At 64.2% G+C, this 14,094-nt stretch carries 13 protein-coding genes; 8 read left to right on the top strand and 5 right to left on the bottom strand.

The window, feature by feature from the left end; genetic code table 11:
- Positions 1-59: 59 nt before the first annotated feature.
- From NKJ77_RS24430 to speB, 4 genes are all read right to left on the bottom strand, one after another.
- Positions 60-707: an amino acid ABC transporter permease gene (locus NKJ77_RS24430; RefSeq protein WP_023671276.1), complete on the bottom strand. Its 648-nt coding sequence runs from the start codon at positions 705-707 to the stop codon at positions 60-62.
- Positions 704-1,360, bottom strand: coding sequence for an amino acid ABC transporter permease (locus tag NKJ77_RS24425; protein WP_023671277.1), 657 nt, complete (start codon positions 1,358-1,360; stop codon positions 704-706). Before NKJ77_RS24425 ends, NKJ77_RS24430 begins: the two co-directional genes overlap by 4 nt.
- Before the next feature lie 6 nt (positions 1,361-1,366).
- Positions 1,367-2,161 carry a transporter substrate-binding domain-containing protein gene (locus NKJ77_RS24420; protein ID WP_352500086.1) on the bottom strand — a complete coding sequence of 265 codons (795 nt, stop codon included), beginning with the start codon at positions 2,159-2,161 and terminating at the stop codon, positions 1,367-1,369.
- 83 nt (positions 2,162-2,244) lie between these two features.
- On the bottom strand, positions 2,245-3,306 hold the full coding sequence (gene speB / locus NKJ77_RS24415) for an agmatinase (protein ID WP_023703696.1): 1,062 nt from the start codon (positions 3,304-3,306) through the stop codon (positions 2,245-2,247).
- A 207-nt stretch (positions 3,307-3,513) separates the two neighbouring features.
- On the opposite strand from speB, the gene gcvA reads away from it, so the two are divergent.
- The 8 genes from gcvA (at position 3,514) to NKJ77_RS24375 (ending at position 12,502) form a co-directional block, all read left to right on the top strand.
- Positions 3,514-4,482 (top strand): transcriptional regulator GcvA, encoded by a 969-nt coding sequence (gcvA, locus tag NKJ77_RS24410; RefSeq protein ID WP_023746519.1) that lies wholly within the window; start codon positions 3,514-3,516, stop codon positions 4,480-4,482.
- A 168-nt stretch (positions 4,483-4,650) separates the two neighbouring features.
- The gene (pncB, locus tag NKJ77_RS24405; protein ID WP_023683568.1) at positions 4,651-5,955 is read left to right on the top strand and encodes a nicotinate phosphoribosyltransferase; all 1,305 of its coding nucleotides are present in this window, start codon (positions 4,651-4,653) and stop codon (positions 5,953-5,955) included.
- A gap of 191 nt (positions 5,956-6,146) precedes the next feature.
- Positions 6,147-7,589 carry a hypothetical protein gene (locus NKJ77_RS24400; RefSeq protein ID WP_352535878.1) on the top strand — a complete coding sequence of 481 codons (1,443 nt, stop codon included), beginning with the start codon at positions 6,147-6,149 and terminating at the stop codon, positions 7,587-7,589.
- A gap of 152 nt (positions 7,590-7,741) precedes the next feature.
- Positions 7,742-9,046, top strand: coding sequence for an ABC transporter substrate-binding protein (locus NKJ77_RS24395; RefSeq protein ID WP_023732666.1), 1,305 nt, complete (start codon positions 7,742-7,744; stop codon positions 9,044-9,046).
- Positions 9,047-9,205: 159 nt separating this feature from the next.
- Entirely contained in the window at positions 9,206-10,087 is an 882-nt protein-coding gene (locus NKJ77_RS24390; RefSeq protein ID WP_352535877.1) for a branched-chain amino acid ABC transporter permease, read from the top strand.
- Positions 10,084-11,046, top strand: coding sequence for a branched-chain amino acid ABC transporter permease (locus tag NKJ77_RS24385; protein ID WP_352535876.1), 963 nt, complete (start codon positions 10,084-10,086; stop codon positions 11,044-11,046). Before NKJ77_RS24390 ends, NKJ77_RS24385 begins: the two co-directional genes overlap by 4 nt.
- The gene (locus NKJ77_RS24380) at positions 11,043-11,768 is read left to right on the top strand and encodes an ABC transporter ATP-binding protein (protein WP_023695898.1); all 726 of its coding nucleotides are present in this window, start codon (positions 11,043-11,045) and stop codon (positions 11,766-11,768) included. Before NKJ77_RS24385 ends, NKJ77_RS24380 begins: the two co-directional genes overlap by 4 nt.
- On the top strand, positions 11,765-12,502 hold the full coding sequence (locus tag NKJ77_RS24375) for an ABC transporter ATP-binding protein (protein WP_023736901.1): 738 nt from the start codon (positions 11,765-11,767) through the stop codon (positions 12,500-12,502). Before NKJ77_RS24380 ends, NKJ77_RS24375 begins: the two co-directional genes overlap by 4 nt.
- Before the next feature lie 161 nt (positions 12,503-12,663).
- Here NKJ77_RS24375 and NKJ77_RS24370 read toward each other — a convergent pair whose 3' ends face one another.
- Positions 12,664-14,031, bottom strand: coding sequence for a sodium:proton antiporter (locus NKJ77_RS24370; RefSeq protein ID WP_352535875.1), 1,368 nt, complete (start codon positions 14,029-14,031; stop codon positions 12,664-12,666).
- Positions 14,032-14,094 lie beyond the last annotated feature (63 nt).

Here is a 14,094-nt window from a genome sequence, read left to right as displayed (position 1 = left end):
CCTCAGTTGATGCCGTTCTATTCCGGCAGGTTCCCTTCACGCACTGTCGCCGCCTGGCGTCAGTGGGCCGCCGCTCGTTGTTCGAGCGTACGGGCGTATTGCGTCAGTGGAAAGCACATGACGAAGAAGATCAGCGCCACCAGCCCGTAGACCTTGAACGGTTCGAAGGTGGCGTTGTTGATGGCGTTGGAGGTTCTGACCAGCTCCTCGAAGCCGATGATCGAGGTCAGCGCCGTCGATTTGATCAACTGCACCAGGAAGCCGACGATCGGCGCCCTTGTGATCGAGAACGCCTGCGGCAGGATGATCAGCCTGAGCTCCTGCAGACGGTGCAGCCCAAGGCTGGCGCCAGCGTCCCACTGCCCGCGCGGCAGCGCATCGACGCCGCTGCGCCAGATCTCGGCCAGATAGGCGCTGGCGAAGAAGGTCAGGCCGAGCACCGCTGCCGTCCATGGCTCGATGCGCAGGCCGAGCATCGGCAGGCCGAAGAACATCAGGAACAGCTGCATCAACAGCGGCGTTCCCTGGAACAGGGCGATGTAGCCGGAAGCGATGCGCCGGCTCCATTTATTTTCGGCGATGCGGAAGAACAGCACGATCAGCCCTACCACCGCCCCGCCGACAAAGGCCGCCAGCGACAACAGCACCGTCCAGCGGGCGGCGAGCAGCAGATTGCGAACGATGTCCCAGAAGGTGAATTCGATCATGTGACACCTGCCCCCAATACGCGGCGCCCGCCTGTGACCAGCAGCCGGCGCAAGGCCATGGACAGGACGAGGTAGACCAGGGTCACGACGAAATAGGTTTCGAAGGAGCGGAAGGTGCGGGCTTGCAGCATGTCGGCCTCATAGGTCAGCTCACGCACGGCGATCTGCGACACCACGGCCGATTCCAGCATCATGATGACGATCTGGCTGGTCAGCGCCGGGTAGATCACCTTGAGCGCCTGCGGCAGCACGATCTTGATGAAGACCTGGCGCGGTCTCAAGCCCAGTGCAAGCGCTGCTTCCGTCTGTCCGCCGGGCACGGCATCGAGACCGGCGCCGACGATTTCAATGGTGTAGGCCGCCATGTTGAGCGTCATTGCCAGCATGGCGGCCAGGATCGGGTCGAGCCTTATGCCGAGGCTGGGCAGGCCGAAGAAGATGAAGAACAGCTGCACCAGGAACGGCGTGTTGCGCATCACCTCGACATAGACCGCGATGGCGCGCTTCACGAATACCGGGCCGTTGCGCCGGCCGGCAGCGCCCAGGATGCTGAGCAGCGTGCCCACGAGCGTGGTCACGACGATCAACAGGATCGTCGTGGCCGCGCCGCGCGCGATGTCGCCCACAGCACCTGGGAGCCAGGCAAAGGCCACGAGAACTCAATCCTTGAGGTTGTCGGGATTGAGCGGCGTCTTCAGCCAGGCCTTCGAGCTCTCGTCGAGCTTGCCGTCGGCCAGCATCTTGGCAACCGCATCATTGACCGCCGTCTTCAGCCGGTCCTCTTTCTTGTTGAGGCCGATATGCGAGGGCGAGGTCAAGAGCTGGAACTTCTGCTCCGGCTTCAGCGCGTCCTGCTTGGCCAGCACCTGGGCGCCGACATCATTGCCGACCACCATCAGCTGGGTCTGGCCCGAGATGAAGGCCTGGATGACGGAATTGTAGTTGTCGAAGCGCTTGATGTCGGCCGATGCCGGCGCCGCTTCGGTCAGCGACGTATCCTCCAGCGTGCCGCGATTGACGGCGATCGACTTGTCGGCGAGATCTTCCTTGCCTTTGATCGAAAGCGCCGCCGGACCGATGACGGCGATGTAATAGGGCGCATAGGCGGCGGCGAAATCGATGACCTCCTCGCGCTCCTTGGAATAGCCGACGCTCATCAGGATATCGACGCGCTTGTCGGTGAGATACGGGATGCGGTTCTGGCCGGTGACGCTGACCAGATTGAGCTTCACCTTGAGTGAATCGGCGATCGCCTGCGCGACGTCGACGTCATAGCCCTTGATGCTCATATCGGCGCTGGCCGAGGAGAAGGGCGGAAAGTCGGAGAAGATGCCGACATTGATGGCGCCGGCCTTGGTGATGTCGTCGACGGCGTCGGCATTGGCCTGGGAGGCGAAGCCGAGGCCGGCGAGCATCAGCGCGGCGGCGATGGTTGATTTCATTTGGATTGTCATTGGTATTCCCCTTCTGGAAGCTTGTTTGTTTTGGAAACGGCCGCCGGCTCCAGCGCGGCGGCCGCCTTTGCATGTGAAATCCGTCAGGCCCCCTTGCCGGTGATCGCCGGGCTGAACACCATCAGGCTCAGGATCTCGAACAGGACCTGGGCGCCGACATGGGCGGTGTTGGTGGTCGCGTCATATTGCGGCGCCACCTCGACGACGTCGCCGCCGACAATGTTGAGGCCTTTCAAGCCGCGCAGCAGTTCGAGCACCTCGCGCGTCGTCAGGCCGCCGATCTCCGGCGTGCCGGTGCCTGGCGCGAAGGCCGGATCGACACTGTCGACGTCGAAGGAAATGTAGGTCGGGCCGTCGCCGACGATTTTGCGCGCCTTCTCGATGATGGCGGGGATGCCGAGACCCGTCACCTCTTCGGCATGCACGACCGTCATGCCGGATTCGTAGGTGAACTCCCACAGATACTCCGCCGAGCCGCGGATGCCGATCTGGATGGTGCGGGTCGGGTCGAGCACGCCGTCCAGCACTGCGTTGCGGAACGGGCCGCCATGGTGGAACTTGGTCATGTCGAACAGCCCGCTTGTGTCGCAATGGGCGTCGATATGGATCATGCCGACCGGCGCCTTCTTGCCGACCGCCTTCAGGATCGGATGGCTGATCGAGTGGTCGCCGCCGACCGATAGCGGCAGCACGCCGGCATCGACGATCTGGTTGGTGCGGCGCTCGATGTCTTCGTGGCTGACCTCCAGCCGGTAGCGGCTGCGGAACGGCGTATCGCCGATGTCGGCGACGCGCAGCTCATGCGTCGGCGCGCATTCCAGCACATGATTGTAGGGGCCTATGCGCTCGATGGCGCGCAGTGCCCTGGGCCCGAAGCGCGAGCCGGGCCGGTTGGTGACGCCGAGATCCATCGGCACGCCGATGATCGCCACCTGCAAATCGCCGAAATCGGGATTGTCGGCTGCGATTTCGCGATAGGGCGCGGCGAGGAAGGTCGGGATGCCGGCATAGGGCGCGAGTCGGGTGCCGCTCTTGGAGAAGATCTTGTCGGCGACCTTGCGGAACTTCGGGTCGAACATCTCGCCGCCATGGCTCTCGCCATATTTGCGGCGCAGCGCGTCGAGCTTGCCTCTGTCATAACCCATGTCGGTCTCCTCCTGCCGGGCTGGTGCATGCGGCAGCGTCTGCAAACTGACCATTATCCGGCCGGGTCGCTGTCCCGCTGGCTGCCTGTAGATTTCACGTCATTGATGCTGTTGACCTGCCAAAGTGTCCGGCAGCCGCATTGAAAAATCAATTGATATTGTTACGGTGCTGATTGTGAGAAAATCTCACAGAGTATCCGGTTGCTCATGGCCAAGCGTCTGCCCCCCTTGAATCCCTTGCGCGCCTTCGAGGCGACGGCGCGGCATGCCTCGCTGACCAAGGCGGCGAGTGAGCTCAACGTCACCCACGGCGCGATCAGCCACCAGATCAAGGCGCTCGAGCAATCGCTCGGCGTAAAACTGTTCGAACGCACCGGACAGCGGGTAAAGCTCACCCCGCACGGCGCCGAATTGCTGCCGGCGGTCTCGACCGCCTTCGACGGCATCGCCGCCGCCACCCAGCGCATGACCAGGCCAGCCAGCGCCGGTACGCTGTCGGTCTCCTGCGTGCCGGCGCTGCTGCTTCTGTGGATGACGCCGCGGCTCGGCAGCTTCATGGCGCAATATCCTGATATCAGGTTGACGCTGATCCCGTCCAACGACCCCAAGGACATCCGCGCCCCACAGGTCGATGTCTGCGTGCTCTATGGCGACGGCAGCTGGACCGATTGCTGGATGCGCAAATGGTCGGGCCTCGAACTGTTCCCGGTGGTCAGCCCGACGCTGATCAACAACCGGCCGCTCCGCATCTGCCGGGATCTTGCTGGCCATGTCATCCTGCATGGCGATGATGGCCGCGAATGGCACACCTGGCTGGCCGCCGCCGATGGGCTCGACCTCGAACGTGGCCGCCGCCACCATCTCGGCGACGCCCGTACGGCGATCGAAGCCGCGGTGCACGGACATGGCGTGGCGCTCGGCGATTCCGTCACCGCCAGCATGCTGCTCGCCAGGGGCCTGCTGGTGGCGCCGTTCAGCCTGTCGGTGCCGGCGGTCGATGATTTCTACGTCGTCTGCCGCAACGAGATGCGTTCGGCGCCTATCGTGCAATTGTTCGTCGACTGGCTGTTTGCCGAAAAGGAACAGGCCGACAGCCGGGCCGACGCGCCGGTGGCCGGCCGCATCGGCAGCCGCAGGAAGCGTCCGGCGCTGCGGATGGTGGGCGCCAAGAGTTGAGGCTGGACCTGAGCGGCTGCTTTTTGTCGGGCCAGCCCGGAAAGCGGGAGGCGCTTTCAAAAATTCAATGCTAATAAGCTCTTGCCCGGCAATTCCAGGAAAACTGTGCGGCGGTTTCCCGTCCGGAATTGCGTAAGAAGACGTGAGTAGCGAAGGCGACGGCAGGACATGGCAAGAACCGATATAGCGCGGCGCGTCTACAACCACACCTGGAAGCTGGACCCGATCGTCCGCAGCCTGCTCGACACCGATTTCTACAAGCTTCTGATGCTGCAGATGATCTGGGGCATGTACCCCAAGGTCGACGCCACCTTTTCGCTGATCAACCGCACCACCTCGGTGCGCCTGGCCGACGACATCGACGAAGGCGAATTGCGCGACCAGCTCGACCATGCCCGCACGCTGCGCTTCTCCAAAAAGGAGATGATCTGGCTTGGCGGTAACAATTTCTATGGCCGCAAGCAGATCTTCGAGCCGGAATTCCTCGCCTGGCTGGAAGGTTTTCGGCTGCCCGACTACGAGCTGTCCAAGCGCGACGGTCAGTACGAGCTCTCCTTCAGCGGTCCCTGGATGTACACCACCCTGTGGGAAATCCCGGCGCTGGCGATCATCAATGAGCTTCGTTCCCGCGCCGCCATGCGCGCCTTCGGTCCCTTCGCGCTTGACGTGCTCTACGCACGCGCCAAGGGGAAGATGTGGGCCAAGACCGAACGCTTGAAGGCGCTGCCCGGCATCCGCATCTCAGATTTCGGCACCCGCCGCCGCCATTCCTTCCTGTGGCAGCGCTGGTGCGTCGAGGCGCTCAAGGAAGGCATTGGCGAAGCCTTCACCGGCACCTCGAACGTGCTGCTGGCGATGGACAACGACCTCGAAGCGCTCGGCACCAACGCGCATGAATTGCCGATGGTTTTTGCCGCCCTTGCCAAGTCGGAAAAGGAATTGAAGGAATCGCCCTACAAGGTGCTGCAGGACTGGCAGCGCTATTACGGCGGCAACCTGCTGATCGTGCTGCCCGACGCTTTCGGCACCGCATCCTTCCTGCGCGACGCCCCGGACTGGGTCGCCGACTGGACCGGCTTCCGCCCCGACAGCGCGCCGCCGATCGAAGGCGGCGAAAAAATCATCGACTGGTGGCGCGAGAAGGGCAAGGACCCCAGGCAGAAGCTGCTGATCTTCTCCGACGGTCTCGAGGTCGAAACCATCGAGGAGACCTACAGGCACTTCAAGGGCAAGGTGCGCATGTCCTTCGGCTGGGGCACCAACCTCACCAACGATTTCGAAGGCTGCGCGCCGACCGAAACCAACAGCCTGGATGCGATATCGCTGGTCTGCAAGGTGACGGAGGCCAATGGCCGGCCGGCGGTGAAGCTGTCGGACAATCCGGCGAAAGCGACGGGCGACAAGAAGGAGATCGAGCGCTATCTCCGGATTTTTGGGGCGAAGGACCGCGTGGAGCAGCTGGTCAAGGTTTGAGGGTCGGCGGGTGCCTTGCTGGACGAAATGGAAATCGCGATAGCGTGAGTTCCCGCCCACCCCCCTCTGTCCTGCCGGACATCTCCCCCGCAAGGGGGGAGATTGGCAGCGTCGAGTACCGCGCCTCTTTCTTTACCCTTGAAAGTTGGCGAAAGCCCCGGCGACATCCAATCTCCCCCCTTGCGGGGGAGATGGCCGGCAGGCCAGAGGGGGGTGTGAAGGATCGCGTCAGGCTGACATATGTCGCCTGCTCCCCCACCCTCACACTCCTCCCCACCCCCGCCCTCGCGCACGCCTCCGACCGCGGTCACGTCCTCCTCCTGCCCACCGGCTACTACATCGCCGGCGGCGCGCTTGCCGTCGCGGTAAGCTTCCTCGTTCTCGCCCTGCTGCCACCCGCAACCCTCCACCGCTTCTGGCGCCGCCGCCTGCCGCTCTTCCCATTCGCCGACACCCCTCGCACAATCATCAGCGTCATCTCCTTTGCCGGCTTCGCAACGCTCAACGCCGCCGGCCTGTTCGGCAGCCGCGATCCGCTCTCCAATCCGCTGCCGCTAACCATCTGGACGCTGCTCTGGGTCGGCCTTGCCATCGCGCAAGGCCTGTTCGGCGATCTCTGGTCGTGGCTGAACCCATGGTATGGCCCGTGGCGGATCGTAAGCCGCCTGTTCAAGCTTCGTGGCGGTGAGGGACAGGAATCGCGTTTGCCTTCATGGCTCGGCTGCTGGCCAGCCGTTATCCTGTTCTTCGCCTTCGCCTGGTTCGAGCTGATCGACCCGGCGCCCGACGACCCGGCGCGGCTGGCCTATGCCGCCGGCCTCTACTGGTTGCTTACCTTCATCGCCATGCTCGCCTTCGGCTACCGCGATTGGAGCCGGCGCGGCGAATTCCTGACGGTGTTCTTCGCCATGGTGGCGCGCTTCGCCCTTGTCGAGCGCGATGAACACGGGCGGCTCGCTCTCTGCTGGCCGGGCTCAAAACTGCTCGGCGCGGCACCCCTGCCGGCAAGCGGCATCGCTTTCCTGCTGCTCAGCCTGTCATCGGTGTCCTTCGACGGCCTGTCGAAAACCTTCTTCTGGCTCGGCCTGTTCGGCATCAACCCGCTGGAATATCCCGGCCGCACCGCGCTCATCGGCATTAGCAGCTTCGGCCTCGTGCTGACCTTCGTTCTGCTGGCGGCGGCATTCCTGCTGGCCGTCATACTCGGCCAGCGCCTTGCCGGCAGCCGACATTCCCACGGCGAGGCCGCCGGGCTGCTGGTCTGGTCGATCGTACCGATCGCGCTCGCCTATCATGTCGCGCACTATCTGACGGCGCTGCTGGTCGACGGCCAGTATGCGATTGCCGCTTTGTCCGACCCGTTCGCGCTGGGATGGAACCTGTTCGGCGCCGCCGACATGCAGATCGAGGCCGGCCTCGTCGCCGGGGCCCACTCCGCCTGGTGGCTGTGGAACCTGCAGGCCGGCATCATCATCGCCGGGCACATGCTGGCGGTGCTCGTTGCCCATGGACTGGCCTGGCGACTGCACCAGGCGCCATCGCGCGCCGCCCTCAGCCAGTTGCCGCTCACCATGCTGATGATTGCCTACACGATCTTCGGCCTGTGGTTGCTTGCCACGCCGACGGCCGGATGAGACAAGCTGATCCACATGCCTTTGCGGAAAGCCCGCTTGCAAGCTCTGTGCTTTGGTGATTTAGTTTGTACACATGCAATTTCTGCCCCTCCTGCAAGGGAGTGGCCTTGCCTCGTTACAGACAGTCAAAACTCAAAAACAGGGGAACTGCCGTGACTGACAAGAATGGGTTTTTCGATCTCTCCAAATCCACCCTTAGCCGCCGCACCGCGCTGAAAGGTCTCGCCGCCGGCGCCGGGCTGACGCTCGCGCCCGGCTTCGTCCGCTACAGCCAGGCGCAGAGTTCGGCGCCAATCAAGATCGGCTTCCAGTCGCACCGCACCGGCATCGGCGCCGCCTATGGCCGCTGGTATGAAAAGACCAGTGCCGCCGCGGTCAAGGCGATCAACGACGCCGGCGGCATCAATGGCCGACCTGTCGAACTGGTGATCGAGGATGACGGCACCGATCCCGGCCGTGGCGCCGAGGTGGTCGGCAAGTTCGCCACCCAGCACAAGACCGACATCGTCTTCGGCACGCTGTTCTCGCATGTGGTGATCGGCTCGGCGCCGGCCGCCGGCGAAAACAAGATCCCTTATTTCGTCGTCAGCGAAGGCCACCACGTCGCTTCGACCAAGCTCAACCGCTATGTCTTCCAGCCTGGCATCACCGATGTGAAGAGCCAGATCCAGTCGATGGCGCCATGGATCGCGGCCAATGCCGGCAAGAAGGTGACGCAGATCTTCCCCGATTTCGCCTTCGGCTACGACCATCGCGACTACCTGCCGCCGGCGCTGAAGGCGCAAGGCGCCGAGGTCATCGCCCAGATCGCCATCCCGCCGACAGAGTCATCTTTCACGAAATACTTCCCGCAGATCCCGGCCGAGACCGAAGTCATCTACCACGTGATGGTCGGCCCGGCCGTGCTCACCTTCGTCAAGGAACTCGGCGAGTTCTACGGCTCCAACCGGCCGCAACTGTTCGGCTTCATCGATTCGCTCGAAGCCACCGACATCAACAGCCCCGGCCTCGAATTTTTGGACGGCAGCCATTTCTGGGAAGGTTCGCCGCGCTATGCGCAGGCCAATGACTCGGCCGCCCAGAAAGCCTACCGCGCCGCTGTCGGCATCGACGACAATGGGGCTGCCGTCGGCGACCCCAAGGACGTCTCCACCGCCGCCCACATGTTCGGCTGCTGGGAGACGCTCTATGTCGTTAAGAAGGCGATGGAAGATGCCGGCTACAAGGGCCCGGAAGACCGCGCCAAGCTGGTCGAGGCGACCGAGGCGCTGACCGAATTCGCCGAAGGGCCGGAGCATCCGCAGGGGCCGAAGACCTTCAACGGCAAGATCCACCAGTGTTTTGGCATCCAGAACATCTCCAAGGTCGAAGGTGGCAAGCTGAATGTCGTCCACAAGACCAAGATCGAGGACGGGCTTTACGAGGCCGAAGGGGATTATACGACGCAGGCGCTGTGAGGCGCCTTACCCTCCCCCTTGTGGGGAGGGTCGGCACGCAAGCTTCGCACTTTTGCGAAGCTTGCGAGACGGGGTGGGGGTCGCGACGGCCCGTGCCCAACCCCCACCCGACCGCTGCGCGGTCACCCTCCCCACAAGGGGAGGGTAAGGGCGCCCTGAATGCATTTCGGACCCCACCTCCTCCTCGCCGCCCTCGAAGGCCTTGTCACCTCCGCCGTGTTGGCGCTGACGGCGCTTGGGCTGTCGCTGGTGTTCGGCGTCATGCGCGTCGTCAACGTCGCCCATGGCGAGTTCTTCATGCTGGGCGCGGTGCTGGCCTGGGCGATCTCGACGGCGATACCCGGCCATCCCACGCTCGGCTTCCTGGCGGCGCTGGTGATTGCGCCGCTGATTGTCGGCGCCATTGCGCTGGTAGCCGAGCGGCTTGTGCTGCGCCGGGTCAATTACAATCCGGAAGCCACCATCGTCGCCACGATCGGCATGCTCTACATCATCCAGCAGCTGGCGTTGAGCTTCTATGGCCCGGAAGCGCGCCCGGTGGAGCCGCCCTTCAGCTACCGCATCCTTTTGCCCTGGTTCGGCTATTCCGGCTACAAGCTGTCGATCATTGCCGCTTCGGCCCTTCTGCTCATCGCCACCTGGCTGGTGCTGACGCGCACCAAGATCGGCCTCATCATGCGCGCCACCCAATATGACAGCGAGACGGCGCAGGCCTTCGGCATTCCGGTCGCCCGCGTCTATGCCGGCGTCTTCGCGCTCGGCGCCATGCTGGCGGCCATCGCCGCCGTGCTGATCGTGCCGACCAGTCAGGCGCATTATCTGATGGGACAGGACCCGCTGCTGTTGTCCTTCATCGTCGTCATCATCGGCGGCCTCGGCTCGCTGCGCGGCACCGTCGTCGCCGCCGTGCTGATCGGCCTGTCCGACGGCATCATCTCGGTGTTCTTCTCGCCGACTTTGGCCAAGATCATCGCCACGCTGCTGGTGGCCATGGTGCTGGTGTTCCGGCCGCAGGGCCTGTTCGGGCAGGCGCCGCGATGAGCGATGCTTCGCCGGCAAAAGCCTATGCATTGCATCTCGGCGTCATCGCGCTGCTGTTCGCCCTGAGCTTCGTCCTGCCGGATTATCATCACGGCCTAGTCGCCCGCATCATGGTGCTGGCGGTGTTCGCCATGGGCTACAACATGCTGTTCGGCTATGTCGGCCTGCTCAGCCTCGGCCACGCCATGTTCTTCGCCGCCGGGCTCTATGGCGCTGGTCTCGCGGTCATCCATCTCGGCTGGAGCGTGCCTTTGGCTTTCCTCGCCGGCATCGCCTGCGGCGCGCTGCTGGCACTGGTGATCGGCCTGCTGGCGCTGCGCACCACCGGCGTCGCCTTCATGATCGTCACCATGATGTTCGCGCAGGTGTTTTACCTCGTCATCCTCTATTTCGCCGCCTGGACCGGCGGCGACCAGGGTCTGGTCGTGCCGCAGCCGGCGCGGGTTCTGGCCTTCGGCGCGACATCGCTCGACCTAACCAACCCGACCGTGCGCTACATGAGCGCGCTGGCGCTGTTCTCGGTCGTGCTGCTGATCACCCTCGCCATCGTCCGCTCCCGCTATGGCCGCGTGCTGGTCGCGGTGCGCGAGAACGAGGAGCGCACGAAAATGCTGGGCTACGACACCTTCTCCAACAAGCTGATCGCCGTCGTCGTCTCCGGCACCATCTGCGCCGCCTCGGGTGCGGCCTATGCGCTGCTGTTCGGCTATGTCGGCTCGAGCTTTGCCTCGGTGCAGTATTCCATCCTGCCGCTGCTCTGGGTGCTGCTCGGCGGCGCCGCCACGACGCTGGGCGCGCTGCTCGGCACGGTGTTCATGTACTATGTCATCGACACCGCCAGCGGCTACACCTCCGCCTATCTCCTGATCGTCGGTATTGCGCTCATCCTGCTGGTGCTGTTTTTCCCCAAAGGCATTCTGGGCACCATCCGCCAGCGCTGGCTCGGGTGGCTCCCATGATGCCGTTGCTGACCACCAAAGGCCTGGCGCGCAGTTTCGGCGGCCTGCGCGCCGTCGACGGTGTCGATTTTCAGCTGATGCCGGGCGAGATCCGCGCCGTCATCGGCCCCAATGGCGCCGGCAAAACCACCTTCGTCAGCCTGGTCAGCGGCCGCATTCAGCCATCGTCCGGCATGATCGTCTTCGACGGCGCCGACATCACCAGCCAGCCGGCCTATCTCAGGGTGCGCCGGGGCATCGCCTACACCTTCCAGATCACCAGCGTCTTCGCCAACCTCTCTGCCTACGATAATGTCGCGCTGCCGGTGCAGCGCACGCTGACCGATGCCCGCTCGAAAGGTGCGGTGCGCACCGGCGTCATGGCCGCGCTGGAACGCACCGGACTGGCCGGCCGCGCCCATATGCCGGCCGGCCAGCTTTCCTACGGCCATCAGCGCCTGCTGGAAGTGGCAATGGGCCTGGCGCTGAAGCCGCGGCTTTTGATCCTCGACGAGCCGACGCAAGGGCTGGCCGACAGCGAGATCGACAATTTCATCGACCTGGTGCGCGAGATCGCCAAGAGCGCCACCGTGCTTTTGATCGAGCACAACATGCCTGTCGTCATGCAACTGGCCGACCGCATCACCGTCTTCAACGCCGGCAGGATCCTGGCCGAAGGCACGCCCGAACAGGTCCGCGCCAACACACAGGTGCAGGAAGCCTATCTGGGAACGGCGGCATGAGCGAAGCCCCCAAAACTGATACCCACACGACTGAAGCGCTGACCATCTCCGGGCTCGACTGCTTCTACGGCGAGGTTCAGGTGCTCTACGGTCTTGATCTCGTGCTCAACAAGGGCGAGGTGCTGTGCCTGTTCGGTCGCAACGGCGCCGGCAAGACGACGACGCTGAAAGCGACCATGGGGCTGGTTCGGTCGAGCGCCGGTTCGATCCGGCTCGCCGGCAAGGAGTTGACCGGCCTGCCGGCGCATGAGGTGCCCAAGGCCGGCGTCGCCTATGTGCCGCAAGGCAGGCGGCTGTTCGCCGAGATGACGGTGGCGGAAAACATCGAGATCGGCCTGATGGCGCGCGGCAAGGGAAGAGCGACGCGCGAGAGCGTGCTCGACCTCTTCCCGTTGCTGCGCCAGCGGCTGCGGCAGCGCTCCGGCACTTTGTCCGGTGGCGAACAGCAGATGTTGGCCATGGCCCGCGCGCTTTGTCTGGAGCCGCAGGTGCTGTTGCTAGACGAGCCGACGGAGGGGCTGATGCCGTCGATGATCGCCAAAATCCGCGAGACGGTGGTGAAGCTGCGTGAGCTAGGTGTCTCCACCATTCTGGTCGAACAGCGCGTCGACGCCGTGCTGTCCGTCGCCGACCGCGTCTGCTTCATCGAAAACGGCCGTAACCGCGAGACGGTGGATGTCGAACAGCTTCGCGCCGATCCGTCGGCGGTGCGCCGATATGTGGGCGTCGGCTAAGATTACCCTCCCCCTTGTGGGGGTCCGAAGGACGGGCGAGACCCGTGGCTCGCCCCGACAAGTGGCTGCGAAGCAGCCGGGTGGGGGCGGCACCGACCCCCACCCGGACCTTCGGTCCGACCTCCCCACACGGGGTAGGTAAGGGCCCAGCGCCCTTCGCATCACGCAAAGAAGACAAAACCTGTAATCAGAAATATCGGGATCAGCACCACGCCCGACCACGCCATGTAGCCGAAGAAGCCCGGCATTTTCACGCCGCGATGCCGGGCGATGGCGTAGACCATGAAGTTGGGGGCATTGCCGATATAGGTGTTGGCGCCCATGAACACCGCGCCGGCCGAGATCGCGGCCAGCGTCGAGGCCGCCTCCGTCATCAGGTGCCGCGCGTCGCCGCCTGCGAGTTCGAAAAACACCAGATAGGTCGGCGCATTGTCGAGGAAGGACGACAGCCCGCCGGTCAGCCAGAAATAGGCGAGATCATTGGGCTGGCCGGTGGGTGACGTCACCAGCGCCACCAGCGGCGCCAGCGCGCCGTCATGGCCGGCGCGAAGGATGGCAATGACCGGCACGATGCAGATGAAGATGCCGGCAAACAGTTTTGCCACCTCCGCGATCGGGCCCCAGGTGAAGCCGTTGGCCTCGCGATGGCTCTTGAGGGAAACGACAAGCGACAGCCCGGCGAGCGCCAGGATGATGGCATCGCGCACCAGGTTCTGCAGTTCGAGGCCGACGCCGAGGATGGAGAAAGTCACGCCCGGCTTCCAGGCAGCTGAAAGCAGGATCGCGGCAATGACGCCGGCCAGCAACGGCAGATTGGCCAGGCCGCGAAGGCGCACCTTCGTATCCGGCGTCGGATCCTTGATCTTCGGCGCGCCGCCTTCACGGCGATGCAGCATGATGTCGATGGCCAGGAAGACAAGCAGCACCAGGCCGCCGGTAAACAGCGTCTCGCGCCAGAGGTTCGCCGACGTCCAGAAGAAGTCGACGCCGCGCAGGAAGCCGACGAACAATGGCGGGTCGCCCAAGGGCGTCAACGAGCCGCCGATGTTAGACACCAGGAAGATGAAGAAGATGACGACATGGGCGTTGAACTGCCGGTTGTCGTTGGCGCGCAGCATCGGCCGGATCAGGATCATCGAGGCGCCGGTGGTGCCGATCACCGAGGCCAGCATCGCCCCGACGAGCAGCAGCCCGGCATTGACCAGCGGCGTGCCATGGATGTTGCCGGCGACAAGGATGCCGCCCGAAATGGTGTAGAGCGCGAACAGCAGGATAATGAACGACATGTATTCGGTGAGCAGCGTGTGCAGCACGGCTTCACCGGCTACCGGAACGCCGAATGCAACCATCAGCGGGATGACCGCCAGCGCTCCCCAGCCGGCGGCGATCTTGCCGTAATGATGCTCCCAGACATGGTGGAACAGCAGCGGTCCGGTGGCGATCGAGAGCAGCAGGCCGGCGAAAGGCAGCGCCCACCACAGCGACATGGCAGCATCGGGCAGGCCGCGGGCCTCGGCCGCGAAGGCCATTTGCGGAGACACAGCGGAAGCGAGTACACCTGCCGCGAAAGCCTTCCCCAACTGTGTGCAGCC

It is taken from the genome of Mesorhizobium sp. M0052, from assembly GCF_040323255.1.
Classification (GTDB): Bacteria; Pseudomonadota; Alphaproteobacteria; order Rhizobiales; family Rhizobiaceae; genus Mesorhizobium.
Note: the sequence above shows the minus strand (reverse complement) of the source record. Positions and strands in the feature narration are given on the sequence as shown.